This is a genomic window from Methyloversatilis sp. (assembly GCF_030696805.1).
Lineage (GTDB): Bacteria > Pseudomonadota > Gammaproteobacteria > Burkholderiales > Rhodocyclaceae > Methyloversatilis.
This window is the reverse complement of the sequence record NZ_JAUYRO010000041.1, coordinates 40,366-66,678: the sequence shown is the minus strand read 5'-3', so window position 1 is coordinate 66,678 and position 26,313 is coordinate 40,366. Positions and strand designations below refer to the sequence as shown.

24 protein-coding genes and 1 tRNA gene are annotated in these 26,313 nt (G+C 65.1%); 9 read left to right on the top strand and 16 right to left on the bottom strand.

Features of this window, described 5'->3' with window-relative positions; all coding sequences use genetic code 11:
- Positions 1–46: 46 nt before the first annotated feature.
- Positions 47–487, bottom strand: coding sequence for a PilZ domain-containing protein (locus Q8R75_RS07050; protein ID WP_305663557.1), 441 nt, complete (start codon positions 485–487; stop codon positions 47–49).
- 529 nt (positions 488–1,016) lie between these two features.
- Here Q8R75_RS07050 and Q8R75_RS07045 point away from each other — a divergent pair.
- Both Q8R75_RS07045 and Q8R75_RS07040 read left to right on the top strand, forming a co-directional pair.
- A complete protein-coding gene (locus Q8R75_RS07045) occupies positions 1,017–4,694 on the top strand; it encodes an EAL domain-containing protein (RefSeq protein WP_305663556.1) in 3,678 nt (1,225 codons plus the stop codon).
- 4 nt (positions 4,695–4,698) lie between these two features.
- On the top strand, positions 4,699–4,917 hold the full coding sequence (locus Q8R75_RS07040; RefSeq protein WP_305663555.1) for a SlyX family protein: 219 nt from the start codon (positions 4,699–4,701) through the stop codon (positions 4,915–4,917).
- A 4-nt stretch (positions 4,918–4,921) separates the two neighbouring features.
- On the opposite strand, the gene cynS is transcribed toward Q8R75_RS07040, so the two are convergent.
- Genes cynS through Q8R75_RS07015 form a run of 5 tightly spaced genes read right to left on the bottom strand, consistent with a single transcriptional unit; the run spans position 4,922 to position 9,326 of the window.
- Entirely contained in the window at positions 4,922–5,365 is a 444-nt protein-coding gene (cynS, locus tag Q8R75_RS07035) for a cyanase (RefSeq protein WP_305663554.1), read from the bottom strand.
- Positions 5,366–5,395: 30 nt separating this feature from the next.
- On the bottom strand, positions 5,396–6,259 hold the full coding sequence (locus tag Q8R75_RS07030; protein WP_305612789.1) for an ABC transporter ATP-binding protein: 864 nt from the start codon (positions 6,257–6,259) through the stop codon (positions 5,396–5,398).
- Positions 6,260–6,290: 31 nt separating this feature from the next.
- Positions 6,291–7,142 (bottom strand): nitrate ABC transporter permease, encoded by an 852-nt coding sequence (gene ntrB, locus Q8R75_RS07025; RefSeq protein ID WP_305612787.1) that lies wholly within the window; start codon positions 7,140–7,142, stop codon positions 6,291–6,293.
- Positions 7,139–8,500 (bottom strand): CmpA/NrtA family ABC transporter substrate-binding protein, encoded by a 1,362-nt coding sequence (locus tag Q8R75_RS07020; RefSeq protein WP_305626855.1) that lies wholly within the window; start codon positions 8,498–8,500, stop codon positions 7,139–7,141. The genes ntrB and Q8R75_RS07020 overlap by 4 nt, the downstream gene beginning before the upstream one ends.
- Positions 8,501–8,522: 22 nt before the next feature.
- Entirely contained in the window at positions 8,523–9,326 is an 804-nt protein-coding gene (locus tag Q8R75_RS07015) for a DJ-1/PfpI family protein (protein WP_305611527.1), read from the bottom strand.
- Positions 9,327–9,540: 214 nt separating this feature from the next.
- Here Q8R75_RS07015 and Q8R75_RS07010 point away from each other — a divergent pair, with 214 nt between their 5' ends.
- On the top strand, positions 9,541–10,215 hold the full coding sequence (locus Q8R75_RS07010) for a PEP-CTERM sorting domain-containing protein (protein WP_305611528.1): 675 nt from the start codon (positions 9,541–9,543) through the stop codon (positions 10,213–10,215).
- 166 nt (positions 10,216–10,381) lie between these two features.
- Here Q8R75_RS07010 and Q8R75_RS07005 read toward each other — a convergent pair whose 3' ends face one another.
- Positions 10,382–10,648 (bottom strand): hypothetical protein, encoded by a 267-nt coding sequence (locus Q8R75_RS07005; RefSeq protein WP_305611530.1) that lies wholly within the window; start codon positions 10,646–10,648, stop codon positions 10,382–10,384.
- A gap of 178 nt (positions 10,649–10,826) precedes the next feature.
- Here Q8R75_RS07005 and serS point away from each other — a divergent pair, with 178 nt between their 5' ends.
- From serS to Q8R75_RS06990, 3 genes are all read left to right on the top strand, one after another.
- The gene (gene serS / locus Q8R75_RS07000) at positions 10,827–12,107 is read left to right on the top strand and encodes a serine--tRNA ligase (RefSeq protein ID WP_305663553.1); all 1,281 of its coding nucleotides are present in this window, start codon (positions 10,827–10,829) and stop codon (positions 12,105–12,107) included.
- 100 nt (positions 12,108–12,207) lie between these two features.
- Positions 12,208–12,297 (top strand) — tRNA-Ser (locus Q8R75_RS06995).
- 360 nt (positions 12,298–12,657) lie between these two features.
- Positions 12,658–13,614 (top strand): methyltransferase domain-containing protein, encoded by a 957-nt coding sequence (locus tag Q8R75_RS06990; protein WP_305626735.1) that lies wholly within the window; start codon positions 12,658–12,660, stop codon positions 13,612–13,614.
- 37 nt (positions 13,615–13,651) lie between these two features.
- Here the strand turns inward: Q8R75_RS06990 and Q8R75_RS06985 are convergent, their stop codons facing one another.
- A complete protein-coding gene (locus tag Q8R75_RS06985) occupies positions 13,652–15,802 on the bottom strand; it encodes a PAS domain S-box protein (protein ID WP_305613502.1) in 2,151 nt (716 codons plus the stop codon).
- Between the two features lie 286 nt (positions 15,803–16,088).
- On the opposite strand from Q8R75_RS06985, the gene Q8R75_RS06980 reads away from it, so the two are divergent.
- Positions 16,089–16,328: a hypothetical protein gene (locus Q8R75_RS06980; RefSeq protein ID WP_305613501.1), complete on the top strand. Its 240-nt coding sequence runs from the start codon at positions 16,089–16,091 to the stop codon at positions 16,326–16,328.
- 6 nt (positions 16,329–16,334) lie between these two features.
- Here Q8R75_RS06980 and Q8R75_RS06975 read toward each other — a convergent pair whose 3' ends face one another.
- From Q8R75_RS06975 to Q8R75_RS06965, 3 genes are all read right to left on the bottom strand, one after another.
- Positions 16,335–17,543 (bottom strand): GTP-binding protein, encoded by a 1,209-nt coding sequence (locus Q8R75_RS06975; protein ID WP_305613500.1) that lies wholly within the window; start codon positions 17,541–17,543, stop codon positions 16,335–16,337.
- 84 nt (positions 17,544–17,627) lie between these two features.
- A complete protein-coding gene (locus Q8R75_RS06970; protein ID WP_305613499.1) occupies positions 17,628–18,275 on the bottom strand; it encodes a DUF1826 domain-containing protein in 648 nt (215 codons plus the stop codon).
- 79 nt (positions 18,276–18,354) lie between these two features.
- Complete coding sequence (locus Q8R75_RS06965; RefSeq protein WP_305613498.1) at positions 18,355–19,194, bottom strand: all3515 family Zur-repressed PEP-CTERM protein; 840 nt, start codon at positions 19,192–19,194, stop codon at positions 18,355–18,357.
- A 133-nt stretch (positions 19,195–19,327) separates the two neighbouring features.
- On the opposite strand from Q8R75_RS06965, the gene Q8R75_RS06960 reads away from it, so the two are divergent.
- On the top strand, positions 19,328–20,173 hold the full coding sequence (locus tag Q8R75_RS06960; RefSeq protein ID WP_305613497.1) for a PEP-CTERM sorting domain-containing protein: 846 nt from the start codon (positions 19,328–19,330) through the stop codon (positions 20,171–20,173).
- Between the two features lie 15 nt (positions 20,174–20,188).
- Here Q8R75_RS06960 and Q8R75_RS06955 read toward each other — a convergent pair whose 3' ends face one another.
- Entirely contained in the window at positions 20,189–22,303 is a 2,115-nt protein-coding gene (locus Q8R75_RS06955; protein ID WP_305613496.1) for a TonB-dependent receptor, read from the bottom strand.
- Positions 22,304–22,449: 146 nt separating this feature from the next.
- Here Q8R75_RS06955 and Q8R75_RS06950 point away from each other — a divergent pair, with 146 nt between their 5' ends.
- Positions 22,450–23,169 (top strand): PEP-CTERM sorting domain-containing protein, encoded by a 720-nt coding sequence (locus Q8R75_RS06950; RefSeq protein ID WP_305613495.1) that lies wholly within the window; start codon positions 22,450–22,452, stop codon positions 23,167–23,169.
- A 31-nt stretch (positions 23,170–23,200) separates the two neighbouring features.
- Here the strand turns inward: Q8R75_RS06950 and Q8R75_RS06945 are convergent, their stop codons facing one another.
- From Q8R75_RS06945 to Q8R75_RS06930, 4 genes are all read right to left on the bottom strand, one after another.
- Positions 23,201–23,632 (bottom strand): transcriptional repressor, encoded by a 432-nt coding sequence (locus tag Q8R75_RS06945; RefSeq protein ID WP_305613494.1) that lies wholly within the window; start codon positions 23,630–23,632, stop codon positions 23,201–23,203.
- Between the two features lie 63 nt (positions 23,633–23,695).
- A complete protein-coding gene (locus Q8R75_RS06940; RefSeq protein WP_305613493.1) occupies positions 23,696–24,397 on the bottom strand; it encodes an HAD family phosphatase in 702 nt (233 codons plus the stop codon).
- 16 nt (positions 24,398–24,413) lie between these two features.
- A complete protein-coding gene (gene hda, locus Q8R75_RS06935; RefSeq protein WP_305613492.1) occupies positions 24,414–25,103 on the bottom strand; it encodes a DnaA regulatory inactivator Hda in 690 nt (229 codons plus the stop codon).
- Complete coding sequence (locus tag Q8R75_RS06930) at positions 25,103–26,188, bottom strand: AI-2E family transporter (protein WP_305613491.1); 1,086 nt, start codon at positions 26,186–26,188, stop codon at positions 25,103–25,105. Before Q8R75_RS06930 ends, hda begins: the two co-directional genes overlap by 1 nt.
- Positions 26,189–26,313: the final 125 nt, after the last annotated feature.

Sequence of the window (26,313 nt, the reverse complement as noted above, 5' to 3'; positions counted from 1 at the left end):
GATCGTCCGCCGGGCGATCGCAAAGACGGCTGCGCGGCTGAGCGGCTCAGGCTGCCGCGCCGACCAGCACCGAGAGTTCGCGGGCCAGCAGGGTGGGGTCCTGGGAGTTGCGCTCGATCAGCTGACGCAGGTGGGTGACGCTGTCCAGGTCGATGTGCAGGCACTGCAGGCCCAGCTGGGTACCGTGCACACGCGTCACCGCCACGTCCATCGCGATGAAGACGGTGGGCGAGAGCAGCAGGCGCAAGCGGCCTCGCGCGCCCAGGGGGCAGGGCAAGGCCGCGCCCATGTCGACCAGCGCGCCCTTGAGGGACACATCGAGCACCTGGACCTCGCGCATATAGCCCGCCAGGTTGAGGCGGGCCGGCGCCTGGTACACCGAGCGCAGGAAACGGCGGTAGGCCGTCGAGCGGTTCAGTACCGGCACCGCCTCGACCATCTCGACGGGCTGGGGACGTGCGGCGAATTTTTTCCAGGTGCTGAACATGGTGTTGCGGCCTCTCTGTGGGTGTGCTGGTGATGTCGCAAATCTGGGCCTATTGTGCGGCTGCGCGGCCTCAACGCGGCACGAAATCCCAGCGAAAAACCCTGAGAAATCAGTCTGTTACGTGCACACCATGGCCAGCAAGCAGCTTAGGGGAGGAACTTAATGCATCGCTTGAGGTGGCTTGTCTTGCGGCCACAACAGACGCGACCGATGGATGCAGGGGCGAGGCGCAGCGTTGGGGCATCCGGGTCGGCCTGGGAGGCATGAATTGACCCGGAAATCGTCAGGGCATGGCCCGACGAGCTGCTATTCCCATTAGACTGCCGTCGAGAGTCAGGGACAACATCGGTCACTAATAAGCGCTCGTCTTGGTGACCTGTAAAGACAAGGTCGCGCTGCCGTCCAGGCTCTGTCAAGCAAGGCCCCTCGGGGCCTTCACAGGTCTGCTTGCAGATGCGGGCCGCGAATTCGGCAAGGTATGAAACCATTATTTCCAGCCACGGCTGATGCGAGGCCCGGGTCCCGGTGGATGCTGTATCTGGCCTTGCTGGGCGCCGGGTTGGCCGGGAACTATCTCAAGTACCCGATCTTCCTGAACGTCGAATTCCTTTTCGGCAGCATCTTCTCGATCCTGGCGCTGCAGTTTTTTGGTACCGCGCGCGGTGTGCTGGCCGCGCTGCTGATCAGCAGCGTCACCTGGTGGATCTGGCGCCATCCCTACGCCATCGTCATCATGACGGCCGAGCTCTGGTTCGCCGCCGTGCTGATGCAGCGCCTGCGCATCAGCCTGGTGCTGGCCGTATCGGTCTACTGGCTGCTGATCGGCATGCCGCTGGTCTACCTGTTCTACCACCAGGTGATGAACCTGGCGCTGGACAGCGCCCTGGTCACCATGGCCAAACAGGCGGTCAACGGCATCAGCAACGCCCTGCTGGCCCGGCTGATCTACACGGGCTATGCACGCTACAGCGGACGGGTCCTGGTCACGTTCAGGGAGGTGCTGCAGAACGCCTTCGTGCTGGCGGTGCTCACGCCCATGCTCCTGCTGCTGGCCTACGACAGCAGCCATGAGCTGAAAAACGCCCAGGAGAGCGCGCGCATGGACCTTGGCCAGGAAAGCCAGCGCCTGAGCGGGCAGCTCGACCTGTGGGTCCATAACCGCACCCTCGCCGTCACCACCCTGGCAGAGGTGGCAGCCATGGAGGCGCCGGCGCTCATGCAGCGGCGGCTTGAACAGGCGCGCGCTTCGGACCCCAACTTCCTGCGCCTGGGGCTGCTGGATGCGAACTTCCGCACCTCGGCTTATTCGCCACCACGCGACGCTTCTGGCAAGTCTGCCATCGGTGTGGACTTTTCCGATCGCCCCTATTACCCGGTGCTGCGGCAGACCTTGCGGCCCATGCTGTCGGAGGTCGTGCAGGGGCGTCTGGGCCCCACACCCAACCCGATCACCGTCATCCTCGCGCCGGTGCTGGTCCAGGGGCGCTACCAGGGTGCGGTGGCCGGCGTGCTGAATTTGGGGCAGCTGGCCGAGCTCATCAACAACGACACGGCCGAGAAACAAATTCTCTACACGCTGATCGACAAGAACGGCGCCGTCATCCTGAGCAACCGCCCGGACCAGGCCGCGGGCAAGCCCTATGTACGCGGGCCGGGCGAACTCACCCGGCTGGACGAGCGGGTCAGCCAGTGGATGCCGGAGCTGCCAAATACCCGCCATCTTTACGACCGCTGGCGCCAGTCCACCTACGTGAGCGAGACGTGGGTGGGGGACCTGGCCGAATGGCGGCTTCTGCTGGAGCAGCCGATCGCGCCGATCCAGCGCATGCTCAGCCAGTCCGCCGCCAAGCGGATGGGCCTCCTGCTGGCCATGCTGCTGCTGGCGGCCCTCGTGGCGGAACTCTTCAGCCGGCGCATCGCCGCCACCATCGAATCCCTGCGCGAGATCACCCTGGACCTGCCGGCCAAGCTGGCGGCAGGCAGCGCAGTGACATGGCCGCGCGGCAGCATGATCGAAACCAACACGCTGGTGACCAATCTGCAGGCCATGGCAGACTCGCTCACCGCCGAATTCAAGCGCACGCGGCTGCTCAACGAATCGCTGGAGGAGCGGGTCGCGGAACGCACCCGCGCGCTGGAAAAGCTCAACCGCGACTTCTCCACCCTGCTGGACAACACCACCGACCAGCTGTTTTCAAAGGACGCACAGTCGCGCATGCTGTTCTGCAGCCAGTCCATGGCGAAAAGCCTGGGGCACGACAGCTGGCGCGAGCTGATCGGCAAGTCGACCGGCGAGATCTTCACGGCCGAGGAGGGTCGCGTTGTGGACGCCGAAGACCAGCGCGTGATGGCGACCGGCCAGCCGCTGCTGGAGCAGCCCCGGCAGCGCCGTAACGGCCAGGGCGAGCTGCGTTGGGTCAGCACCAGCAAATGGCCCATCCTGGATGCCGAAGGCCGGGCAGTGGGCCTGTTCGGCATCCATCGCGACATCACCCAGAGCAAGCAGGCGCAGGAAGAGCTGCTGATCGCCGCCACCGCCTTCGAATCGCAGGAAGGCATCTTCGTGACCGATGCCTCGCGGGTCATCCTCAAGGTCAACCGGGCTTTCACCGAGATCACCGGCTACGCGGCAGCCGATGCCGTCGGCGCGCAACCCGATCTGCTGCTGCCGTCGAACCAGCACGACGAAGCCTTCATGCGCGAACTGTGGAATTCAGTTGCGAAAGACGCGTCCTGGCACGGTGAGTTGCGGGTGCGGTGCAAGGACGGCTCCGTCCATCCCCAGTGGCTGACCATCACCTCGGTCCACAGCCCGGACGGTACGGTGGTCAACTACGTGGGCACCCTGGTGGACATCACCGAACGCAAGGCGGCCGAGGACGAGATCAGAAACCTGGCCTTCTACGATCCGCTGACCCAGTTGCCCAACCGGCGGCTCATGCTGGACCGGCTGCAGCAGGCGGTGGCTGCGCGAGCACGCAGCGGCGTCGAGGGCGCGCTGCTCTTCATCGACCTGGACCACTTCAAGAACATCAACGACGCACGCGGTCATGCCGTGGGCGACCAGCTGCTGCAGCAGGTCGCCCAGCGCCTGCAGGCCATGTTCCGCGCCGAGGACACGGTGGCGCGCCTGGGTGGCGACGAGTTCGTGGTCCTGATCACCGAGCTCGCGCCCGAAGTGGCCGATAGCGCCCGTCTGGCCATGCGCATCGCCGAAAAGGTCCGCGACGAACTGCGCCGCTCGATCGAGATCGACGGCCGCAGCTATCGCTGCAGCGCCAGCATCGGCGTCACCCTGATCGACAAGGCGGGACAGACCAGCAGCGACCTGCTGCGCGAGGCCGACACCGCGATGTACCGCGCCAAGGAGGCCGGGCGCAACCAGGTCGCCTTCTTCGAAGCCGCCATGCAGGCGGTGGTGGAGAAGCGCATCGCCACCGAGGAAGCGCTGTCGCACGCCCTGGCGCGCAATGAGCTGCGGATGGTGCTGCAACCCCAGTTCGACCGCCATGGTCAGGCCACGGGCGCCGAGCTGCTCATGCGCTGGCACCACCCGGCGCTCGGCCATGTTCCGCCCTCGGAGTTCATTCCGCTGGCGGAGGAGATGGGGCTGATCGTCGAGTTGGGGGAGTGGGCGCTCAAGCAGGCGTGCCTGACCTCGGTGCGGCTGCAGGCACTGGGAAAAGCAACGCCGATCTCCGTCAACGTCAGCCCGCGCCAGTTCCGCCAGACCGATTTCGTTCAACGGGTTGCCGCCATCCTGGCTGAGAATCAGGCGCAGGCCAGCGAGATCATCCTGGAGGTGACCGAGGGCATGCTCATCGAAGATGTGGACGGCGCCATCGCGCGCATGCAGGAGCTGGTGGCGCTGGGCATCCGTTTCTCCATCGATGACTTTGGCACCGGCTACTCCAGCCTGAATTACCTCAAGCGCATGCCGCTGTATGAACTGAAGATCGACAAGAGCTTCATTGACGGTGCACCCGCCGATCCCACCGACACCGCCATCGTCAAGCTGATCTTCTCGGTGGCCGTCAGCCTGGGCCTGAAGCTGGTGGCCGAGGGAGTGGAGACGCGCAGCCAGTCGGACTTCCTGGTCGAGCACGGCTGCGATGCCATGCAGGGCTACTACCTGGCCCGCCCCATGCCCATCGAGGACTGGCTGGCCCGCCAGGCGGCACCCCTCGACGGAACGGTGATCCAATAGCGGCATGGACACCCCCGCCAACACCGATGCCCGCCTGACCGAACTGGAGATCAAGGCCAGTTACGCGGAAGACCTGCTGGACCAGCTGAACCAGACGATCTACCGCCAACAGCAGCAGATCGATCTGCTGCTGCGCGAAGTCATGGGTTTGCGCCAGCAGCTGCCCGAAGGCAGCGCGCCGGTGCTGCGAAATCCACGCGACGAGTTACCGCCGCACTACTGAGAACTTAATAGGTTTTGTAGGGCAGGAACTTGCCCGAGAGCACCACGTTGACGCGATCGCCCTTGGGATCAGCCTGGCGCTGGATGTCCATGCTGAAGTCGATGGCGCTCATGATGCCGTCGCCGAATTCTTCGTGGATGAGGGCTTTGAAGGTGGTGCCGTACACGTTGATCAGTTCGTAGAAGCGGTAGATCAGCGGGTCGGTCGGGACGGAGGTGGGCAGCGAGCCCTTGTAGGGCACGACTTGGAGCTGGGTGACGGCGTCGGCCGGGAGGTCGAGCATCTTGCCGATGATGCCGGCCTGTTCGGCGGTGAAGGTCATCTGGCCGAGCAGGCCGGCGGTGACCCATTCCTTGCTGAGGCCGATGGCGCTGGCGATGTCGGCCCACTTCAGGCCCTTGGCAACCTTGGCTTCGACGATGAGGTCGGTGACGTCTTCGCGTTTCATGTGCTTCTCCTTTGGATGGTTGAGGGTGGGTCAGGCGGCCGCGCGGGCGGGGGCGCCGGGGTACACGAGGGGCGGGTTTTTCGGGTCCCAGTCGGCACCGGGCGCGAAGGCGCGCGAGCGCTTCACGAGGAAGTCGACCAGGTGGTTGCGCAGCGGATAGAACTCCGGCTGCTGATGCAGGGTTTCGCGGTCGCGCGGCCGGGGCATCGGGTTGACGACGATTTCGGCGATCTTGGCGCGCGGGCCGTTGGTCATCAGCACGATGCGGTCGGCCAGCAGGATGGCTTCGTCCACGTCGTGGGTGATCATGAACACGGTCTGCTTTGTGGCTTCGACGATTCCGATCAGTTCGCTCTGGATGCTGCCGCGGGTGAGCGCGTCGAGCGCGCCAAACGGTTCGTCGAGCAGCAGCATCTTGGGTTCGATCGAGAACGCGCGGGCGATGCCGACGCGCTGCTTCATGCCGCCGGACAACTCGGCCGGCTTCTTGTCGATGGCGTGGCCCAGATGCACCATTTCTAGATACTTCACCGCGTGCGCGCGCGCCTGTTCGCGCGTCCATTCCGGGTGACGGCTGCGCACGGCGAATTCGACGTTCTTCAGCGCGCTGAGCCAGGGCATCAGCGCGTGGCTCTGGAACACCACGCCGCGGTCGAGTGACGGGCCGCGCACTTCGCGGCCGTCCATGATGACGTGGCCGGCGGTGGCTTCATCCAGACCGGCGAGGATGTTCAGGATGGTCGTCTTGCCGCAGCCGGAGTGGCCGAGCACGCAGACGAACTGGCCGCGTTCGATGCCGAAATGCACGTCTTCGAACACCGGATCGGGATCCGGCTGGCCGGCCTGCGGAAACTGCCGTTTCAGGCCTTCGATCTTCAGGAAGGGCTGGGTCATTGGGGGCGCTCCACAAAGAGTTTTTCCATGGTCACTCTCTCCACGAAATGGCGCGCGCGACCCAGGCCAGCAGGTGGTCGAGCAGCATGCCGACCAGCCCGATCAGCAGGATGGCGGTGATGATGTTGGTGATGGAGAGGTTGTTCCACTCGTTCCACACGAAGTAGCCGATGCCGGTGCCGCCGACCAGCATTTCGGCCGCGACGATGACCAGCCAGGCGATGCCGATGGAAATGCGCATGCCGGTGAGGATGGTCGGTGCAGCGGCCGGCAAGATCACCAGGAAGGCGCGGCGGATCGGTTTCACTTCGAGCGTGCGCGCCACGTTCAGCCATTCGCGCCGGACGGACGCAACGCCGAACGCGGTATTCACCAGCATCGGCCACAGCGAGCAGATGAAGATGACGAAGATGGCGGAAATGCCCGAGTCCTTGATGGTGTAGAGCGCAAGCGGCATCCAGGCCAGCGGCGAGATGGGCTTCAGGATCTGGATGAAGGGGTCGAGCGCCTTGTAGACCAGCGGCGACATGCCGATCAAAAAGCCGAGCGGTATCGCCACCAGCGCCGCCAGCAGATAGCCGGCGAGCACGCGGGCGATCGAATAGCCGATCTGTATGCCGAGGCCCTTGTCGTTGGTGCCGCGATCGTAGAACGGGTCCGTCACGTGTTCCCAGATCTTGGCTGCCACCTCGCCCGGGCCGGGCATGGCCGACTGGCCGCCGGTCGCCGCTTCCGCGCCGAGCAGCGCGGCGTACTCGGGATCAACCGCCGGCCCGGCGACCGGGGCCGCCGTGGTCGAGGTCGCGAGATACCACACGCCGACGAACAGCGCGAAAAAGAGCGCCGACAGCAGCGGTGCCAGCCAGGGTTTGTTGCGTGTCATGCAGATACCTTCCGGATCTTGAAGCTGTTCAGGTATTCCTCCGGCTTGGCCGGATCGAATTCCTTCTTCATGACCGAGAACTTCTTGGTCGTGCTGGTCGGCACCGGCAGGCCCACTTCCTTCATCAGCGCCGCGGCATCGGTGGCGAGGAACACTTCCTTGGCGATCTTCTGGTAGTCGATGTCGCCCTTGATCTGGCCCCAGCGCTTCATCTGCGTCAGGATCCATACGGCGAAGGATTCCCACGGGAAGGGCTCGAAGCCGATGCGGCCCGGTACCTTCTGGATGCCGCCGAGACCGTCGGCGTAGGTGCCGGTGAGCACCTGTTCGACCACGGTGACCGGCTGGTTCAGGTAGTTGGCCGGCGCGATCGCTTCGGCGATCTGCTTGCGGTTGGCCGGGTTGCTGGCCGTGGCGGTGGCGCTGATGACGGCGCGCAGCAGGGCCTTGTAGGTGTTGGGCATCGTGGTAACGAATTCCTTGCTGGCGGCAAAGGCGCAGCACGGGTGGCCTTCCCAGATGTCTTTCGTCAGCACGTGGATGAAGCCCACGCCGTCATACACCGCACGCTGGTTCACCGGGTCGGGCGCGAGGAAGCCGTCGATGTTGCCGGCGCGCAGATTGGCCACCATTTCGGGCGGCGGCACCGAGCGGATCTGCACGTCGGTGTCCGGGTCGATGCCGTGCTCGGCCAGGTAGTAGCGCAGCAGGTAGTTGTGCATCGAGTAGTCGAACGGCACGGCGAACTTGAAGCCCTTCCACATCTTCGGGTCGCGCTTGTCCTTGTGCTTCACGGCCAGCGTGATGGCCTGGCCGTTGATGTTCTCGACCGCCGGCATCGTCCAGGGGATGGGGTTGGAGCCGGCGCCGACCGAAATCGCCAGCGGCATCGGCGACAGCATGTGGGCGGCGTCGTATTCCTTCGCCAGCGACTTGTCGCGGATCACCGCCCAGCCGGCGGTCTTCACCACTTCCACGTCGAGACCCTGCTTCGAGTAGTAGCCCAGCGGGTGCGCCATGATGATGGGCGTGGCGCAGGTGATGGGAATGAAGCCCACCTTGAGCCTGGTCTTTTCAAGCGGGCCGGGCGAGGCGAAGGCGTCCTTCACGGTGCCCAGCGGCAGGAAGGTGGAGATCGCCGCCATCGCCGTACTGGTGCCGACGGCGCGGATGAAATTGCGGCGCGTTTCATCGTGCGGGAACAGCGCGCGCATCACCGCGCCTTCGACCACGCGGTCGAGCATGGCTTCTTCCGACAGCAGTTCCGCCTGTTCGTGTTCGGCCTGGCTGTGGTGACGCCCGCACGAGCAGCCGCTGAGTTTCACGTTGGCGTCGAACGGATTTCTGAATGTGCTCATGGACGATCTCCTCGGAGGGGGCTTACTGGGAAAGAGGGGCGGGCTGGGAAAGTGGGACGGGCTGCGGTACTGACTGAGAAAGCGTTGATTGCGGCGAATGCGTTGATTGCGGCTCTGGCTTCGCGTGGCACGGAACCGGGTTGGGGGCGTATTCGATGTCGTGTGCGTAGGTGTCGTAGGCGGCGGTGTATTCCATGCAGCGCGCCACTTCGCGGCTGAAGCCTTCGTCGTAGCCGGCGCGGCGCAGCAGGTGAAAGCCCAGTTCCATGCCCGAGGCGATGCCGCCGGCGGTCACGATGCGGCCGGCGTCCACCACGCGGGCGCGCGAAATGCGGCAGGCGGGCGCGATTTCGGCCAGGCGGTCGATCGGCACCTTGCCCAGATGTGACGCTTCAAGCCGGTCCGGTTCCTTGCGGTTGGTCGCCGGAATGCCGTCGAGCAGGCCCATGTGGCCGTAGATCCACGAGCCGGTGCACACGCTGGTCAGCAGGCAGGTCGAGGGCAGGGCGTCGATGTAGTCGTGCAGCCGCGTGTTCCAGGTTTCCTGCCGCGTGCCGGCGCCGCCGGGAATCAGGAAGGCATCCATCGCCGGCTGGTCGGCGAAGCTGTAGTTGGGCAGTACGGTGAAACCCGCCTGCGCCTGCACCGGCCGCATCGCATCGGCGATCAGGAACACGTCCAGTTCCGGGTCGAACCGCCGCGCCACCGAAAACACCCCGTGCGGCGCGGTGAAGTCGACGATCTCGGCGTCCTTGAACACATAGACGCCCAGCCGGAAGCCGCGCTTGCGTTGCGACATCATCGGAAGGTTCGCTGGCCGGTTCATGGTGCCCATGCTAGGCAGCCATGCACCGACCCGGTATCACGACAGATGTGAATGTTGTGTAGTGCGTGCACTACAGCCCGTGCAGGGCAGGTGTCGCCCGACTTTACAGCTCGCGCGCAACATGACGAGCAAACCGTATGTATTTCAATCACTTGCGCGCTACGGCCTGCTTTTTGCTGGCGTGACACACCTTCAGGCCCACAAGGAGCGCTTCATGACGTATCACCGGATTCCGACCCTGTTTGCCACGCTCGGATTGACCGCGCTGCTGGCATCCGCACCGGCTGCAGCCGCTACAGGCGTGCTGCTCGATTTCTCCGGCAACATCTGCGGCAACGACGGTAACCAGGTCTGCTCGAACGGCGTGGCCATCGGCCAGAGCTACGGCGATATCGCCGGCGTGCTCGACGTGTCGCATCGATCGCTGGTGGCGAGCACCGGTCAAACGTCTGCATCGAGCCTGAATTTCTGGTCGGCGGGCTACAGTGGTCTGGTGGATGTTGCGTGGGGCGGTTTGAATGCTTCGCTGTACAGCGCTGAATTCACCTTCACGCCAGGGAGCGGTCACATCGTCACGCTGAACTCGATGGATTTCGGCGATTACCTGAACCGCAATGACGGCTCATCCGCCGTGGTGCTCGATCTGCTCACCGGCGACACGTTGTGGAGCTCCGGCGCCTTCGACGCCGGCCTGACGCCGATCAGCTTCATGCCCGGCGTATCGAGCGCCAACGGACTCGTGCTGCGATTCGGCCCGGACAGCTTCAACACCGGCATCGACAACATATCGCTGACCGTCACCGCGGTGCCCGAACCGGGCGTCTGGGCCCTGTTCGCAGCCGGGCTCGCCCTCATCGGCGCGCTGAGCCGCAAGCGTTCGCTCGGGTAACGACCCCGGGCGACGTGCGGATCGAGACCGGGCGGTCGCTCCCACAGTTCGGTCGCTGCCACGGTGGGTCGCCTCAAGGGCGGGTTGCCTCGACAGGTCAGTCGCGTCCACCGTTCAGCCGCGGTTTTTGTGGGAGCGAGCGCCGCTCGCGCGGGCATTTGTGGCCTCAGTGCAACTCGGGACGATGCACGGTGCAGAAGCGTTCGATCGCAGCCTTGGTGCGTGCGCGCTGATCGAGGTCGAGGCGCTCTGACGCCTGCGTGTCGGCATCCTGCAGGATGCGCAGCATCAGGTCGGCACCGCCTTCGCTTTGCAGCATTGCACCGGCCAGCGTGGCGGCGAGCATGGTTGGCAGACCGGTGTAGTCGGCGAGCACGCCGACTTCCAGTTCGCTCAGATTGCTGTGATCGAGACAGTCTCGAAGTGAAAGCATGACGATTGCGTGAGAAGGAAAAGGCAGCCTTACTATACCGTTGCAGGCGGTGGTCGCTGTTAGAATTTTGTGTTGCAACGTGTGCGCGATGATCGTGCCGGAACGCCCTGCACACGCCGTGTGTGGTGGCCCGGCAAGCGTGCTCGCGTTCCGACTCCACCGCCACAGGTTCACATTCATGCTAGACGCCCAACTGCTGCGCAGCCAGCTCGCTTTCGTTCAGGAACGCCTCGCCACGCGCGGTTACACGCTGGACGCCGCGCGCTTCCAGTCGCTGGAAGAGGAACGCAAGCGCATCCAGACCGATACCCAGGACCTGCAGGCCCGACGCAATGCCGCGTCGAAGCAGATCGGCCAGCTGAAGGCGAAGGGCGAAGACACGTCGTCGGTGATGGCCGAAGTGGCCGGGCTGGGCGACGCCCTGAAGGCCGGCGAAGAGCGGCTGGCCGCAGTGCTGGCCGATATGCAGGCTTTCGTGGCCTCGTTGCCCAATCTGCCGCACGAATCGGTGCCGGTCGGCAAGTCCGAGGCGGACAACGTCGAAGTGCTGCGCTGGGGTACACCGCGCAGCTTCGATTTCGAGGTGAAGGACCATGTCGACGTCGGCACGGCGCTCGGCGGTCTCGACTTCGAAACCGCGACCAAGATAAGCGGCGCGCGCTTCACGCTGCTGCGCGGCGGCATCGCCCGCATGCACCGCGCGCTCGCCCAGTTCATGCTCGACACGCACACGCTGGAACATGGCTACACCGAGCTTTACGCGCCCTATCTGGTCAACGCGGAAAGCATGTTCGGGACCGGTCAGTTGCCCAAATTCGAGGAAGACCTGTTCGCCGTGCCGCGTGGCGACGGCAGCAAGTTCTACCTTATTCCGACTGCCGAAGTGCCGGTGACCAATATCGTGCGCGACACGGTGCAGTCGGCCGCCAGCCTGCCGCTGAAGTTCGTCTGCCACACGCCGTGCTTCCGCTCCGAAGCCGGTTCGTACGGGCGCGACACACGCGGCATGATCCGCCAGCATCAGTTCGACAAGGTGGAACTGGTACAGATCGTCACGCCCGACCAGTCCTGGGCGGCGCTCGAAGCGCTGACCGGCCACGCGGAAACCATCCTGCAGCGGCTCGAACTGCCTTACCGCAAGATCGCGCTGTGCACCGGCGACATGGGGTTTGGCGCTGCCAAGACCTACGACCTTGAGGTGTGGCTGCCGGCGCAGAACACCTATCGCGAAATTTCGTCCTGCTCCAATTTCGAAACCTTTCAGGCCCGCCGCATGCAGGCGCGCTTCAAGAACGAACAGGGCAAGAACGAAATCCTGCACACGCTCAATGGCTCCGGCCTGGCGGTCGGCCGCACGCTGGTGGCGATCCTGGAGAACTATCAGCAGGCCGACGGCTCGGTCGTCGTCCCGCCCGCGCTGCGTCCGTGGATGGGTGGTGTGGAACGCATCGGCGCCTGAACGACGACGCGGCACAAATGCGCGCGCCCGCTTTTCCGGCGCCGCGCACCCTGTGCTACACTGCGCGCCGCTTCACGACCATGAAGTGCCGCAGTACCCCGGAGAGGTGGCAGAGTGGTCGAATGTACCTGACTCGAAATCAGGCGTAGGCGCAAGTCTACCGTGGGTTCGAATCCCACCCTCTCCGCCAGACATCAAGCAAACAAGCGCCTCGCGGGGCGCTTTTTTGTTGTCCCTGCAGTATCCCTGACTCGCATTCCCCGACGATTTTCTCCGAATCAAGTTGCACTGCTTGGGCGCTCGGCTGGCCATCGCTGTTCGCCCCTCGCACCATGCCTGCGGCGGCTGCGGCCACCGCAGCTGGCACGGTTGCTGCAAAGGAGAGCTCGTCACCGGCCGCAACGGCCGCCGGTGACGGCGCTCCGGTCTCCGGCGGCCAGTTTCCGGCAGATGTTGCCGGCAAACCTGATCCGACGGCTCGCTCGACCGGCAAGGGCGCGTCGATCCAGGCCGAACCAACGATTTCGTGAAGGGGCTCGACATGTCTTTGATGGAACCTGCAGTCCGATTCCTGCGCCCGCAGGCCGATTCCTCGTCAGAGGCCGTGCTGCGCGAGGAGATTGCGGAGCCGCATTACCTGGGCCAGTTCATTCCGCTGCACTACCACCACAACATGCTGATGGACGCCAACCGGATGGCCAATTTCAAGGCGGCCATCGAGCACGTGGTATTCCCGGGGGCGCGCGTGCTCGAACTGGGTGGCGGCACCGGCGTGCTGTCCTGCTTTGCGGCGGCGAACGCGAGCAAGGTGTGGTGTGTGGAATACAACCCTGACATGGTGACCGAGGCGCGCCGCCTGCTGGCGCACAACGCCAATGGGCACAAGGTCGAGGTGGTGCATGGCGACGCCTTCGAGTACCTGCCGCCAGAACCGGTCGATGTCGTGATCTGCGAAATGATCCACGTCGGCATGCTGCGCGAGAAGCAGGTCGAGGTGATCAATGCCTTCAAGGCTCGCTACCGCGCGCGCTTCGGAGACCGCCTGCCTGTATTCATTCCGACCGCGGCCGTGATGGCGGTGCAGCCGCTGCAGCAAACCTATGATTTCTTCGGCTTCCAGGCACCGATCATGCAGTTCCAGCGCGTGGGCGCGGTGCATGAAGGGTCGCTGGAACTGGCCGCACCGCAGGTCTACAGCGTGCTCGACTTCGACGACAGCGTGTCGCCGGACATCCGCTGGACCGGTAGCTTCACGATGGAGCAGGACGGCCCGGTGAATGCACTGCGCTTCGTCACCAAGAACATTCTCGCGATCCGCGCCGCCGAACGCGATACGGTGGACTGGCTGAATGACTACCTCGTGCTGCCGCTCGATGCGCCGATCAGCCTGAAGGCCGGCGAGGTGCTCGACGTGAGTTTCAGCTATCAGGCGGGCGGCTCGCTGCAATCGCTGGCACGCACGCTGCGTGCCACGGTGGCGTGCCGTGCGGCCCGGCAGGTGGCGTGAGCGACTGGCCGCGCGCCCGTTTGAGGACGCTTGCGGCTCAGTTGCCGGCGGGCCGGCCGCCGTCCGGGCCGACGAGTACCTCGTAGCGATTGCGGCCCTTGTGCTTAGCGCGGTAGAGCGCATCGTCGGCGCATCGCAGAAGGGCGGAGAAATCCTTGCTGCCGGGGCCGATTTCGCTGATGCCGATGCTCACCGTGTAGAGCGCGAGGGCGCCGTCGATATCGGGCGGCGTGGCCGCGATGCATTCCATCAGGCGCTCGGCGAAGGCCCGTGCGCCATCAAGCGATGTGTGCGGCAGCAGTACGGCAAATTCCTCGCCGCCGACGCGCCCGGCCGAGTCGGAATCGCGCAGCAGGCTGGACAAGCTGATTGCGAAATGGCGCAGCACGGTGTCGCCGCCAGCGTGACCGTAGCGGTCATTGATCGCCTTGAAAAAGTCGAGATCGGCCATCAGCACCGCGAGTGGCGTGGTGTAGCGCTGCGCACGCGCAAATTCCTCTTCCGCAGTTTCGAGAAAGTGTCGCCGGTTCGCGAGGCCGGTCAGCGCATCGGTGTTGGCCAGAATGCGGATCGCTTCTTCGGCCAGCTTGATGCTGGTGATGTTTTCGTGACTGATGAGCACGCGCTCGCGCTGCGCGTCCATCGGGGTCACCTTCATCGCAAACCACTGCCGCTCGCTCGGGCAATGACAGGGGTAATCCATCTGGAACAGCTGACTGCGCCCGGCCATGACGGCTTTGATGCCGTCGCCCGCGGCTTTGGCAAATGTCTCGTCCGGCCCGGTGACATGCGCCAGCACGTCGAGGTAATTCACGCCATTGAACGACTTGCCGCCGAAGTAGCCGCCGCGCTCGGCAAAACGCTCCCAGCTTGCGTTGGTTTCGACGATGACGCCCTGCCGGTCGAGTACCGCGACATGCGAGGTCATGGCATCGAGCGCGGCCGCCTTCATCTGTCGGTCGGCCAGCAGTTCGGCTTCCAGCCGCTTGCGATCCGTGATGTCGATGAACATCAGCACGATGCGCGAAAAGCGGCGTGAAGTATCGAACTCGGGATAGGCATGCACCAGCGCCCAGACAGGCGCGACGTCGCCCGAACGATGGATGCTCATCACCAGATCGGTCAGTTCGCGGCCGGAATGTCGCACGCGCTGGATCAGGTCGTTCTCCAGTGACAGCGGGTTGCCGTGCTCGTCGCGGAAGGTACAGCCCAGCTCCGGGACAGATTTGCCGATCAGCGCCTTGGGGTCGGTGCGCAGCATGCGCGAGACTTCCGGGTTGCCGTAGGTGATGCGTGCGTCAGGTGTGCAGATCAGGAGGCCGGCATGCAGATTGTGCATCAGCAGGCGATGGCGCAATTCGCTGTCGGCCAGCGCCGCCTGAGCCATGCGTTGATCGTGTATGTCCTCGATCACGGCGATGAAGTGCGAGGGCGTGTCATCGGCTTCACGCATCAGCGAAACGGTCAGCCGCGCCCAGCGCACGCCGCCGTCGCCGCGCAGATAGCGCTTTTCGATCGTGTAGGTGGCATGGTCGCCGCGCAGCAAGCCATTCATCAGCTCAATATTGGCGTCGAGATCGTCCGGATGCGTGATCTGCTGGAAGGTGAGTTCGTGCAGCGCGGTGGCCGGATAGTCGAGGATGCGGCACAGCTTCGGATTCACGCTGAGAAAGCGGCCGTCGAGATCCACCATGGCCATGCCGACGGCCGCCTGCTCGAAACTGCCGCGAAAGCGCTCTTCGCTTTCGCGCAGGGCTTCCTGGGTGCGCTTGCGGCTTGAAATGTCGCGCACGATGCCCAGCACGCTGCGCCGGCCGCCGAACATCAGGCGGTTGGCAGTCAGTTCGATCGGCAGCTTTCGCTGGCCGCCCTTGTACAGGAAGCGGACTTCGCAGGTGTTCGGCGGCTCTTCGCCTTCGCCGATGCGGGCGCGGAAGCGTTCGTTCCAGGATTCGAGTATTTCGGGCGGGATCACTGCCGCGAAGGACAGGCCGACGAATTCGTCGTGCGTATAGCCCAGCATGCGGGGCAGGGCGGCGTTGGCGAAGACGAAGCGGTAGTCCTGCGCAATGAATACGCCGTCGGGCATCTTGTCGAGCAAGGTACGGAAGAACGAGCTGTCCGGATCCTGATCGTCCGAGCCGACCGGGGTGTTGTCTAGTGTGCCCTCGTGAAGCTTCGTAGCCACGGCGTCCGGTGTCCTCTGCTCGTCGTGCAGCGGCCGCGCTCGCGTTACTGCGGACACCGCATGTGTCAGGTGGCGTACCGGGGCAGCACAGATTTGCCCACACGGCACCACATTGCATTGCCATGTTGCATCCGTATTCCGCACAAACACAAGGGCCGGAGAGGCAATCGGGCGACCCGGCCGGCAGGATTGGAGGCAATCACGCGCGGCTGCGTGCCGCGTGGAACACACGCGCAGGCGATTCGCGCTACGCTTGTCGCATTGCGCCACTCCCGGGAGCCGAACCATGTCGAAACACCAGAAGTCGTTCCAGCTTACGATCCATCAGATTGATCTCATCGAAGAGGCGGTGCGCGAGCGGATCGGCATCCTGGCGCATGTCGTGCTGGCCAGCGGTGACGCCAACAGCGAAGAAAGCCGTGCCAACGACGATCAGATCCGCGAATTGAACGAGCTGCTCGGCAGCCTGCACAACCAGAAGATTTTCTACAGCCAGGTCAATCGCACCGGCGTGCCGGGCGGCTGACCGTCATCAGTGGCGATCCGGCCCGGGGGTGTTGCCCGGGTGGTCGCCTTGCCCATCTTCATCGTGATCCTCGTGCCACGCCGGCAGGGGATCCGTCAGATTGGCCCATGCGTCTTCGCCGAAGGCCATCTCCTCGTCGGTCAGCAGGCACTCTTCGAAGCGGCGTTTCAGTGCGGCTTCGTCCATGCCCATGCCGATGAACACGAGTTCCTGACGGCGATCGCCCCACGTTTCGTCCCAGCTTGACCGGATATGGGCGAGGTGATCCGCGTCGTTCGGCCACTCCTCCTCGCGCGTGAAACACCACCAGTGCCCACCCGAGCGCAGGCGGCTGATCGCGCCACCCTGTTCCCATTCACCGATGTGCCCGTTGCGGCTGGCGAGCCAGAAATAGCCCTTGCTGCGCAGTACGCCGCGCCATTTTTCGTGGATCAGCTGCGCAAAGCGCATCGGATGGAAGGGCCGGCGCGCCTGCCAGGTGAAGCTGCGGATGCCGAAGGCGGGCGTTTCGGGAACGGGTGAGCCGCGCATCAGCTGCATCCAGCCGGCGGCCCGGGCCGTGGTGTCGGGATCGAAACGCCCGGTGCCGAGCACGCTCGCCGGGGCGACCCGGCCGTGAGTGGCCTCGATCAGTTCCGCCCGCGGATTGAGTGCGCGCAGCATGCCCAGCAGGATGCCGCGCTGCTGATCATTCACCAGATCGCATTTGTTCAGCACGATCACGTCGGCGAATTCGACCTGGTCGAGCAGTACGTCGATCACCGCGCGCTGGTCATTCCCGGTCGGTGCGCCGTGGGCGGCGACCCGCTGCGCGACGGTGTCGCGGCTGAAATAGTCGCGGTAGAAGTTCCACGCATCGATCACCGTGACCAGGGTGTCGAAACGGGCCTGCTCACCCAGTGCGGCACCGAAGGTTTCCAGCATGCCGGTCGGTTCGGAAAAACCGGAGGGTTCGACGACCAGCGCGTCGAAACCGGCTTGAGCGAAGTGCGCCGCGGCGGCCTGCATGTCCGGCGGCGACAGGCAGACAAGGACGTCGTCCGGCGCAGCGCCGGTTGCCGGATCGCCGGTTGCCGCAATATCCACGCTGCGCAGTTCATTGACGATGAGGCCGATGCGCCGGCCGACGGACTGTGCGCGAAGCTGCCTGAGCAGCGTGGTTTTGCCTGCGCCGGGCAAGCCTGACAGCAGGGTGACGGGAAGGATGGCGGGCATGTCGGTCGTCCGGGCAGTAGGTCGGGTGACGGCGCCGGCCTTGTCCGGACATTCGGGGTCTGTCGCGCAGACCGCTGTGCGATGTCAGGACACGGGGAAGAGCGCGTCGAGCGCCGCGATGATACGCAGCGGTTGCGCCGGTGTCAGCGCTGGCGACCGGTGGAGCACACCGTGGCCGGCGTTGCCCGGCCAGCCTTCGCCCTTCAGTACGAGGATGTCACCGGCGTCGGCCCGGCGCAGCGCCGACGGATCCGGCATCACATCGTCAGTGCCGAGCCGGCTGCGGTCGGCGTCAGCATCGGCCAGCCATTCGGTGGCCGGCCCGATCCAGGTGCACAGCAGGCGCAGACCCACATGATCGACATGCAGGCGCGGGCACATGGCGCGTTCGAGTACCTCGATGCGTAGCGCCACTTTCAGGCAATCGGTGAGATCGGCCAGCAGCGATGCCAGCTGTCGCACCTCTTCGCGCAGGGCGTCGCGTGCCGGCAGATCGGGCAGGGCTGCGGCGGCCAGGGTTTCGCCGGGCTCGAGTTCGGCACGCAGGCCACTGCGCAGTGCGCCCGCTGCGTATGCCGCCTGCAGATAGTCGGTCAGCCCGGCAGGCACCGGCCGCGCAAGTCGTACCAGATTGCAGTCCGGATCGAGTACGAGCGCCAGATCCTCCGGTTCGCTGACGTCGCGCGTGACCGGACAGGGCGGCGCGATGGGGATGTACACACGTTTGTTCATGGTGGGCGTGCAGGCACAGGGGTGTTGTTCGGGGAACCGCGTCCGGGCAGGTGGCGCAGGCTGACCTGCCCGGTCAGGTTCAGCGGGCGCGGCGAGCGGCGGTCAGACCGATCATGAACAGGCCGCCAAGCAGCATTGCCCAGGTGCCGGGTTCGGGCACCGGTGCCGCGACGGCAAAGTCGAAATGGAAGGTGCCGCTGTCGCGCACGGACAGATTGCTGCCCAGATTCACCAGCGAAAACTGTGCGCTGTAGGTGCCGGGGGCGGCATCGGCGGCGGTCCAGAACACCGGCAGGAAATCGAAGCTGTTGCCGGCGCCGAGCAGATAGAGGTTGCCCGTGTCGAACAGGTCGGAGTCACCGTTGGCGGCCACCTTCAGGCCCGGCGTGATCGATTCGAGCTTGAGCGCAACGCTCACGTTGTCGAGCGTGTCGTTCCAGCGGCCGCTGCTGCTGTTGAACAGCACATCACGTTCGCTGCCGGCCGGATTGCCGGCCAGCGACTGGATCGACGACATGCCGAGATAGCTGTACTCACGCTGCAGGGCCGCTTCGGGCAGCACGCTGCTGACCAGCAGACCTGCATAGCCGCCGCTGCCCGGAGTCAGGGGCAGGGGAGCGGCCAGCGTGTAGGTTTCCGGGATGCGGTTGTTGGCGTTGGTGCCATTGATGATGGGCGCGCTGCCCGGACCGGTGTAGCTGTAGGCGCCGATGCCGTGGAAGTGATTGCCGTGGTCGAACAGGAAGGTGAGACGTCCGTGGTTCGGATTGGCCTGTCCGGCATAGGTGCCGGACGCGATGGTCGCCAGCGAATCCACCGCAACGTAGTAACCGATACCTTCGTCGGCGCGCAGCGGTTCGCTGGCCTGGGCGCCGAGCGACAGCACGCCGGCCAGCATCAGCAGACTTGATCTGATCATGAAACAACTCCTTCGGGGTGGGGTGGGATGCATAGTCACTAACGAGAATGCGATATCAAGATAAGCCGCTTGCGCACTGTTGTAAATAGCAATGCGTTATCATCAGGCAATCATCCTGATCGGAGTTCCCGTCATGTCCGTCCTGCCCCGCCTTGCTGTCGCCCTGCTGATGCTGCATGCCGTATCCGTGCAAGCCCAACACGTCGATGTCGCCATCAGCCTCGACAAGGGTCCCGTTTCCGGTAGCCAGCTGATCATCGGTGCATTTGGTGATCTGCCGTTCGATATCCAGCCGCTGGACCATCTGACCGGTCATGCGCTGTTCCCGGCTAATTTCGGCGACTTCGAGGGCGGGCCGAAAAGCACCGACGATCCGGGCTTCCAGGCCTTTGCGGGCGCGTTGTCCGGCAGCGCCGGTGCGCGTGACTACATCGGCTTCCGCGCGCTGGGCACGCTGCAGCAATGGACGCCGTCATCAGGTGCCTGGACGACAGCCGACAGCGGCGTCGGGGTGCGCCTGTTCGGTGCCGTGCCGCCTGCGGTGGCCAATGCCTACATCCAGTCGCTCATCAATCCGCGACTCGCGCCACCGGGTGCGGCGGCTGCGTTCAACCTCTATTCCGCCGGCACGCTGTTTAGCGGCAGCGGCATCACCGGCCCGGTGACCGCCACCATCGATGACGCCGGCAGCAATGGCGCCTTCCATGCCCATCTCGACTGGTACCTCGAAGGCGCGGCGGCGACCGGTGCCTATATGGTGACGCTGCAACTGACCGACGCCGCGTCGGTCGGTGGTCGTGGTCTGTACGTCGATTCCGACCCTTTTCATGTGGTGTTCAACTATGGCCTGAGCATGCCGCAGTATGAAACTGCCTTTCTGGCTCGAGCGCTGGCGCCGGTACCCGAGCCGGCCGCCTGGATGGCGATGCTGGCCGGGCTGTGCCTGTGCGCCGCGGCGGCGCGCCGCGCCCGAGCTTGAGCGTCGGCGTCGGGCTCAGAAGGTCAGACTGAGGCCGACTTCGACGCTGCGCCCCGGCTCGGGCGAAAAGCTGCGCAGGAAGGACGTGGCGTTGCGCGCTTCGCGGTCGAGCAGGTTGCGGCCACGCGCGAACAGCGTCAGCGTGCGACCGTCGCCGAGCGGGCGCACGTGGTTCAAGTTGGCGCTGACCAGCGTGTGGGCGTCGGTCGCGGTTTCGTTGGCGCCAGGCCGGTCCTGCGCCGCGTGGTGGGTGACTCGCACGCGGCCTGACCAGGCGCCCTGGCGCAATGCGAGCTGGCTGCCCACGCGGAACGCGGGCAGACGCGGTACGTCCTCGTTCAGTTCGGTCAGCTGGCCGCGTGTGCGGTCGCCGAACACCGACCACTCGATGTCGCCCAGTTTCGTGGCTGTCCATTTGAGCGCGGCTTCCGCTTCGAAGCCGCGAAAGCGCGCGCGGCTCTGCGTGTACTGCACGACCGTCAGGCATTCCTCCAGCCGCACGCAGGCGAAGCGGAACTGCTCCTCGTCGGTGTCGTAGAAAACCGGCAGCGTGCGCTGGAACATGTAGTCGTCGATGTCGTTGGCGAACAGGTTCGCCGACAGCCTGAGGCGGTCCGACTCGTACAGCCCGCCCAGCTCGACAGAGCGCGCGGTTTCCGGCTTCAGGTCGGGGTCGCCGATGTCGTAGGTGCGGGTCGCGAAATGCGGCCCGAGCGAATACAGCTCGTGGATGTCGGGCGCGCGGCGCGCCTTCGAGCCGGTCAGCGTCAGCGACATCGGTTCGCTCAGTTGCCAGCTCAGCGCAGCCGACGTGCTCTGCGTGTTGAAGCGGCGCGCCGGGAAGCTCACCGCGAAGCCGCCGGCGAGCTCGCGATCGCCGGCCTGCACGCGGGTAACTTCGCCGCGCCAGCCCAGATCGAGCGTCCAGTCCGACCACTTGAGCCGCTGCACCGCATACACCGCGGAACTGCGCAGCCCGGTCTGCGGGATGAACGCTTCTTCGCCGAGCGCCGAGAAATCGCGCCGCAGGTGATGCACGCCCAGTGTGCCGCTCAGGTGTTTGCCGAACGCATGTTCCAGCTCCAGCCGCTGTTCGATCGCCTTGTTGCGGAAGGTCGTTGCCACGACGCCTTCGTCGATTTCGTCGTGCCGGTAGTCGATGTGGCCGCCCGTGTAACGCAACGCCTGCAGCCAGCCTTCGCCCAGCCACTCGGCGCGCGTGTCCACCCGCCGGTTGTCCATGCGGATGCGCACCCGGTCGTCGCCGCCGTGACTGTGCCCGGGCGCCGGCGGAATGCCGTACTCGTTCGAGGCATTGTTGACTGCGGCGCCGAAAAGCGCATTGCCGATGAACACGCTGCCGCCCAGCGTGCCGGATGCGGATTGCGCGTCGCTGTTGTAGAGCCGGCCGCAACTGTTGCGCGTATTGATCAGCCCGAACTGCTGTTCGACCGCCGCATCGTCAATGGCGCACCCGGCGATGCGGCTGTCGCCGCGGTCGCGGCTCAGCGCGCTGCCGTGCAGCGCAAACAGCGAATTTCCGCCGTCGAGCCGCAGCGCATGCACGCGCTCGGCACCATTGCGGTTGAAGCTCGTGTCGAGCGTGCCGCTGATCGGGCGGGTCGGCACCCGGGTCGGAATGCGTTCGTCGCTGACGTCGACCACGCCGCCGATGGCACCGCCGCCATACCGGATGGTGGCCGGGCCACGCAGGATGCGGATGCTTTCGGCCAGCGTCGTATCGGCGGTCGAGGCATGGTCCGGGCTGAATGTGGTGGCGTCATGCGTGCCGCCGCCGTTGTTCAGCACTTTCACGCGTGCCCCGCCCAGCCCGCGGATGACCGGCAGGCCGACGCCGGTGCCGAACGATGCGTTATGCACACCGGCTTCTTCGCTCAGGGTTTCGCCCAGCGTGCCCGCCTTTCGATCGCGTAGCGCTTCGCCGCGCAGCGTGCTGGCGCGGCCGCCCGGTTCGGCCGGGCTATCGGGCAGACGCCCGGCCTCGATCGTCACGTCCGGCAGTTCGACCTGGGCGATGGCCTGCGGACACGGCAGGCATAACACCGGCAGGTGGGCATACAGCAACCAGCGCAGGCGCACGCTGCGCGATGGAACGGGTTTTCGGAACATGGTGGACCGGAAGAGGATGCGCGGCGTCGAAATTGTGATAATAATAACGCGGTATCAACAAAGAGCGCATGTGGACCGTCGTCAAGCACTGTCTCCGTCCGCTCCTGCACCGCGTTTTCCCATCATCCTTGCCGGGAGTCTTCATCATGAATCTGCAGTCCTTCGCTCCACTTCTTCGCGCTGCCGGCCTGTCGGCAGCGCTGTTCCTGACAGCAGGTGCCGCACAAGCCCAGCATCTGCACGCTGGTGATGTCGAGTTGGGCGTGGCCGGCGGCGCCATCGTCGTCGATCCGGAAGGTCTGGCCGAGCGCACTGCCAACGGTTACGTGCTGTACGAAGCCGATTTCCGCGACTTCGCCGGCGGCCTGTTCTCGACCGACGACCCCGGTTTCGTTTCCGAAGACGACGCGCTGCCGGTCGGCGCCATCATTCGTTACCGTGGTCTGGGCGTGCTGCAATCCTGGGACGGTGCTGCCTGGTCGACCGCCGCATCCGGCTTGACCCTCGGCATCCTCGACGTGCTGGGCACGAACACGCTGTTCAGCTCGACCGGCGTGACGGATCCGGTCGGCGCGATCGCCCAGGTTTCGGCTGCTGGCGACATTCACTCCCACCTCGACTTCACGATTTCCGGTGACGGCGCCGCCACGGCAGCCGCCTATCTCATCACGCTGGAAATCGGGGCATCCGACGCCGCTGGCTACTCGACACCGTTCTACCTGGCGTTCAACAGCGGTCTGGATGAAGAGGTGTTCGAAGCTGCAGTCGGCACGCTGCTGGCGCCGGTGCCGGAACCCGGCACGTGGGCGATGCTGGCCGCCGGTCTGGGGCTGATCGGCGTGATGCGCCGCCGTCAGCAGGGCTGACCGTGCGGGCGGGGCGGCCCGTGCCGGCCCGTCAGTCGTGCGTATGACCGGGGTGATGCACGTGCGCGGGCACGGCATCGCCCTTTTTCTGGTCACCGCTGCACTGGTCGCAGCGGCCGAACAGCGTCACGTCATGTGCTTCGACCGAAAAGCCGGCCGGGGCGAGACGGTTCCAGTCGGTGGCACATTCCATGATGTCGAACACGCGATCGCACTGACGACACTTGAAGTGGTGGTGATGACCCAGATTGGCGAGTTCATAGCGTGGCGGCTCGCCGGGCAGATCGACTTCACGGAGCCGGCCATCGTCGATCAGCATGCGGATGTTGCGATAGACAGTCGCCAGCCCGAGTGCAGGAATGTCGGTCCGTGCCAGCTCGTGGATTTCCGCCGGCGACAATGGCCGGGCGGCGGTTTCGATCGATCCCAGTATCGCGCTGCGCTGGCGCGTATTGCGTTCCATGGCATTTATCCGGTCGTGGCTGCTGCAGTATAGCGACGGCGCAAACAGTCGCGCCGTGATCGCTCAGTCGTCGTTCTCGGTACTGCCGTCGGTGGCGCCCGCAGTGTGCAGATGCATGATCTGCCAGCCTTTCGCGCGCGCGTGGGCTTCCAGTGTCGGGTCCGGATCGACCGCTACCGGATGGTTGACCCGGCTCAGCAGCGGCAGGTCGTTCAGCGAATCGCTGTAGAAAGACGTGCGGCGGAAACTGCCCATGTAGAGCCCCAGTTCTTCGAGCCAGCGCTCTACGCGCTCGACCTTGCCTTCGCGAAAGGCCGGCGTGCCGCGTGGCTGACCCGTGAATTCGCCATTCACCTGCGCCGGTATGGTGGCGATCAGGTGCGGAATGTCGAGCTCGCGCGCGATCGGCCCGGTGATGAAACTGTTTGTGGCAGTGACGATCGCGCACAGCGCACCGGTTTCGAGATGCCCATTGACCAGGCCGCGAGCGCCGTCGGTCAGGCGCGGACGAATCTGTTGCGCCATGAACTCTGCGTGCCAGGCGTCAAGTTCCTGGCGCCGGTGGCGCGCCAGCGGAGCCAGCTGGAAGTTGAGGAATTCATGGATGTCCAGCGTGCCGGCCTTGTACTGCTCGAAGAAGGTGGTATTGCGTGCTTCGTACAGCTCGCGGTCGAGCACGCCTCTGGAGATCAGGAATTGCGCCCACTCGAAGTCGGAATCTCCGGCGAGCAGGGTGTTGTCGAGGTCGAAAAGCACCAGTTCCATGGGTGATAAGTCCGGTTCAGAGAAGTCGGGTCTGCATGATTTCACGCAGCAGCGGCAAGGTCACCGGCCGCTGGCGGGTCAGCGAATGTTCGTCCAGCAGATCAAGGATGCCCAACAGCGAGCGGATGTCGCGTCGGCCGTGGCGCATCAGGTAATCGAATACGTCGACATCGACTTTCATGCCGCGTGCCGCGGCATGCGCCTGCAGCAGCTCCATGCGCTCCTCATCCTGCAGCGGCTGGATGCGGAAGCCCAGCATCTGGCCGATGCGCGTGCGCAGGTCTTCGCGCAGCGGCAGTTCGCGTGGCGCGCTGTCGGCTGCGGCCACCACAGTGATGCCGCGCGCGGCGGCCAGATTGATCGCACGGAACAGAGCGCCCTGGGCCAGCGGCTCGAGCAGGCGGATATCGTCGAACAGCCACACCCCGGCGCGGGTCGCCTGCAGCGCGGCGATGAGCGTATCGGCTGCGGTGTTGTTCACCTGGTCGGCATCCAGGTAAAGACCGCGTGCCGTGGCTTCGGCCGCCAGCGCACGCAGCAGGTGGGTGCGGCCGCTGCCGGTTTCACCCCACAGATAGATGGACGGCCCGGGTTCGCCGGCGGCCGTGCTGCGCAGCCGGGCCAGCAGTTCGCGGTTGGCCCCGGCAACGTAGTTGTTCAGGCTGGGCGCGGCGATCGGGCGGATGTCGAGCAGAAGCTGGCGCATCACTCGATGATTTTCGGCGAGTCGCCCTGGTAAAGCTGGCTGGCCAGGTAGTGTCGGCGCACCTCGCGCAGACCGACCAGCAGCGCGGCCGATGCCGGCAGCGCCACCAGCACGCCGACGAAACCGAACAGCTGGCCGAAGGCCATCAGCGCGAAAATGACGGCCAGCGGATGCAGGCCGATGCGTTCGCCGACCAGCCAGGGCGTCAGCAGGAAGCTTTCCAGCACCTGGCCGACGCCATACACGATGGCCACGCCGATCACCGGCGGCCAACCCTGGAACTGCAATGCGGCCACCATCAGCGACAGCAGCAGTCCGGCCGAGAAACCGACATAGGGAATAAAGCCGAGCAGGCCGGACAGCAGCCCGAGCGGCAGCGCGTAGTCGACGCCGGCCAGCCACAGACCGATGCCGTAAAAGGCAGCCAGCGCGGCCATCACCGACAACTGACCGCGCAGGAATTCGGCCAGCACGACGTCGATTTCGTCGGCCATCCGCAACGTGCGACCGAGCCACGGGCGCGGGATGAAGCTGCTGACACGTTCGCGCAGGCTGTACCAGTCGCGCATCAGGTAAAACATGACGACCGGCGTCAGCAGCACGTTGGCAATCACCCCGACGATGACAGCGCCCTGGCTGGTCACGTACTCCAGCGCCACCATCGCGAAGTCCTGTGCGCTCGTCCAGTTCTTCGTGATGAAGCCGCGCAGGCTGGCCACGTCGAACCGCAACCTGATGCCCAGATGCTCTTTCACCCACGGCACGAGCTGATCATGCGCGGCCGTCAGGTAGGTGGGCAGGCGCTCGATCAGCATGCGCACTTCCTGCTGGATGATCGGTATCAGGATGAGGATGAGACCGATCACCATACCGATCACCAACAGGATGACCAGCACCACGGCCAGCGTACGCGGGACGCCGCGCCGGTACAGCCGCTCGACCAGCGGTTCGAAGATGTAGGCCAGCACCAGGCCCAGCATGAAGGGCGACAGTACCGGGCCGAGCAGCCACAGCAGCGCGAGGATGGCAAGGCCCACGCCGGCCCACAGCAGGGTTTGTTTGCGGTCGATGCCAGCAGAGGTCATGAGGTGGTGCGGTCAGGGGTAGAATGCGCACCCTTGAAGAGCGTGCGCCGACGAAAAACGAACGCTGTCGAAAAAACTTTCGATCCGCGACGAAATCGGCCACGAGTGTAGCAAGTTTCGCTTTA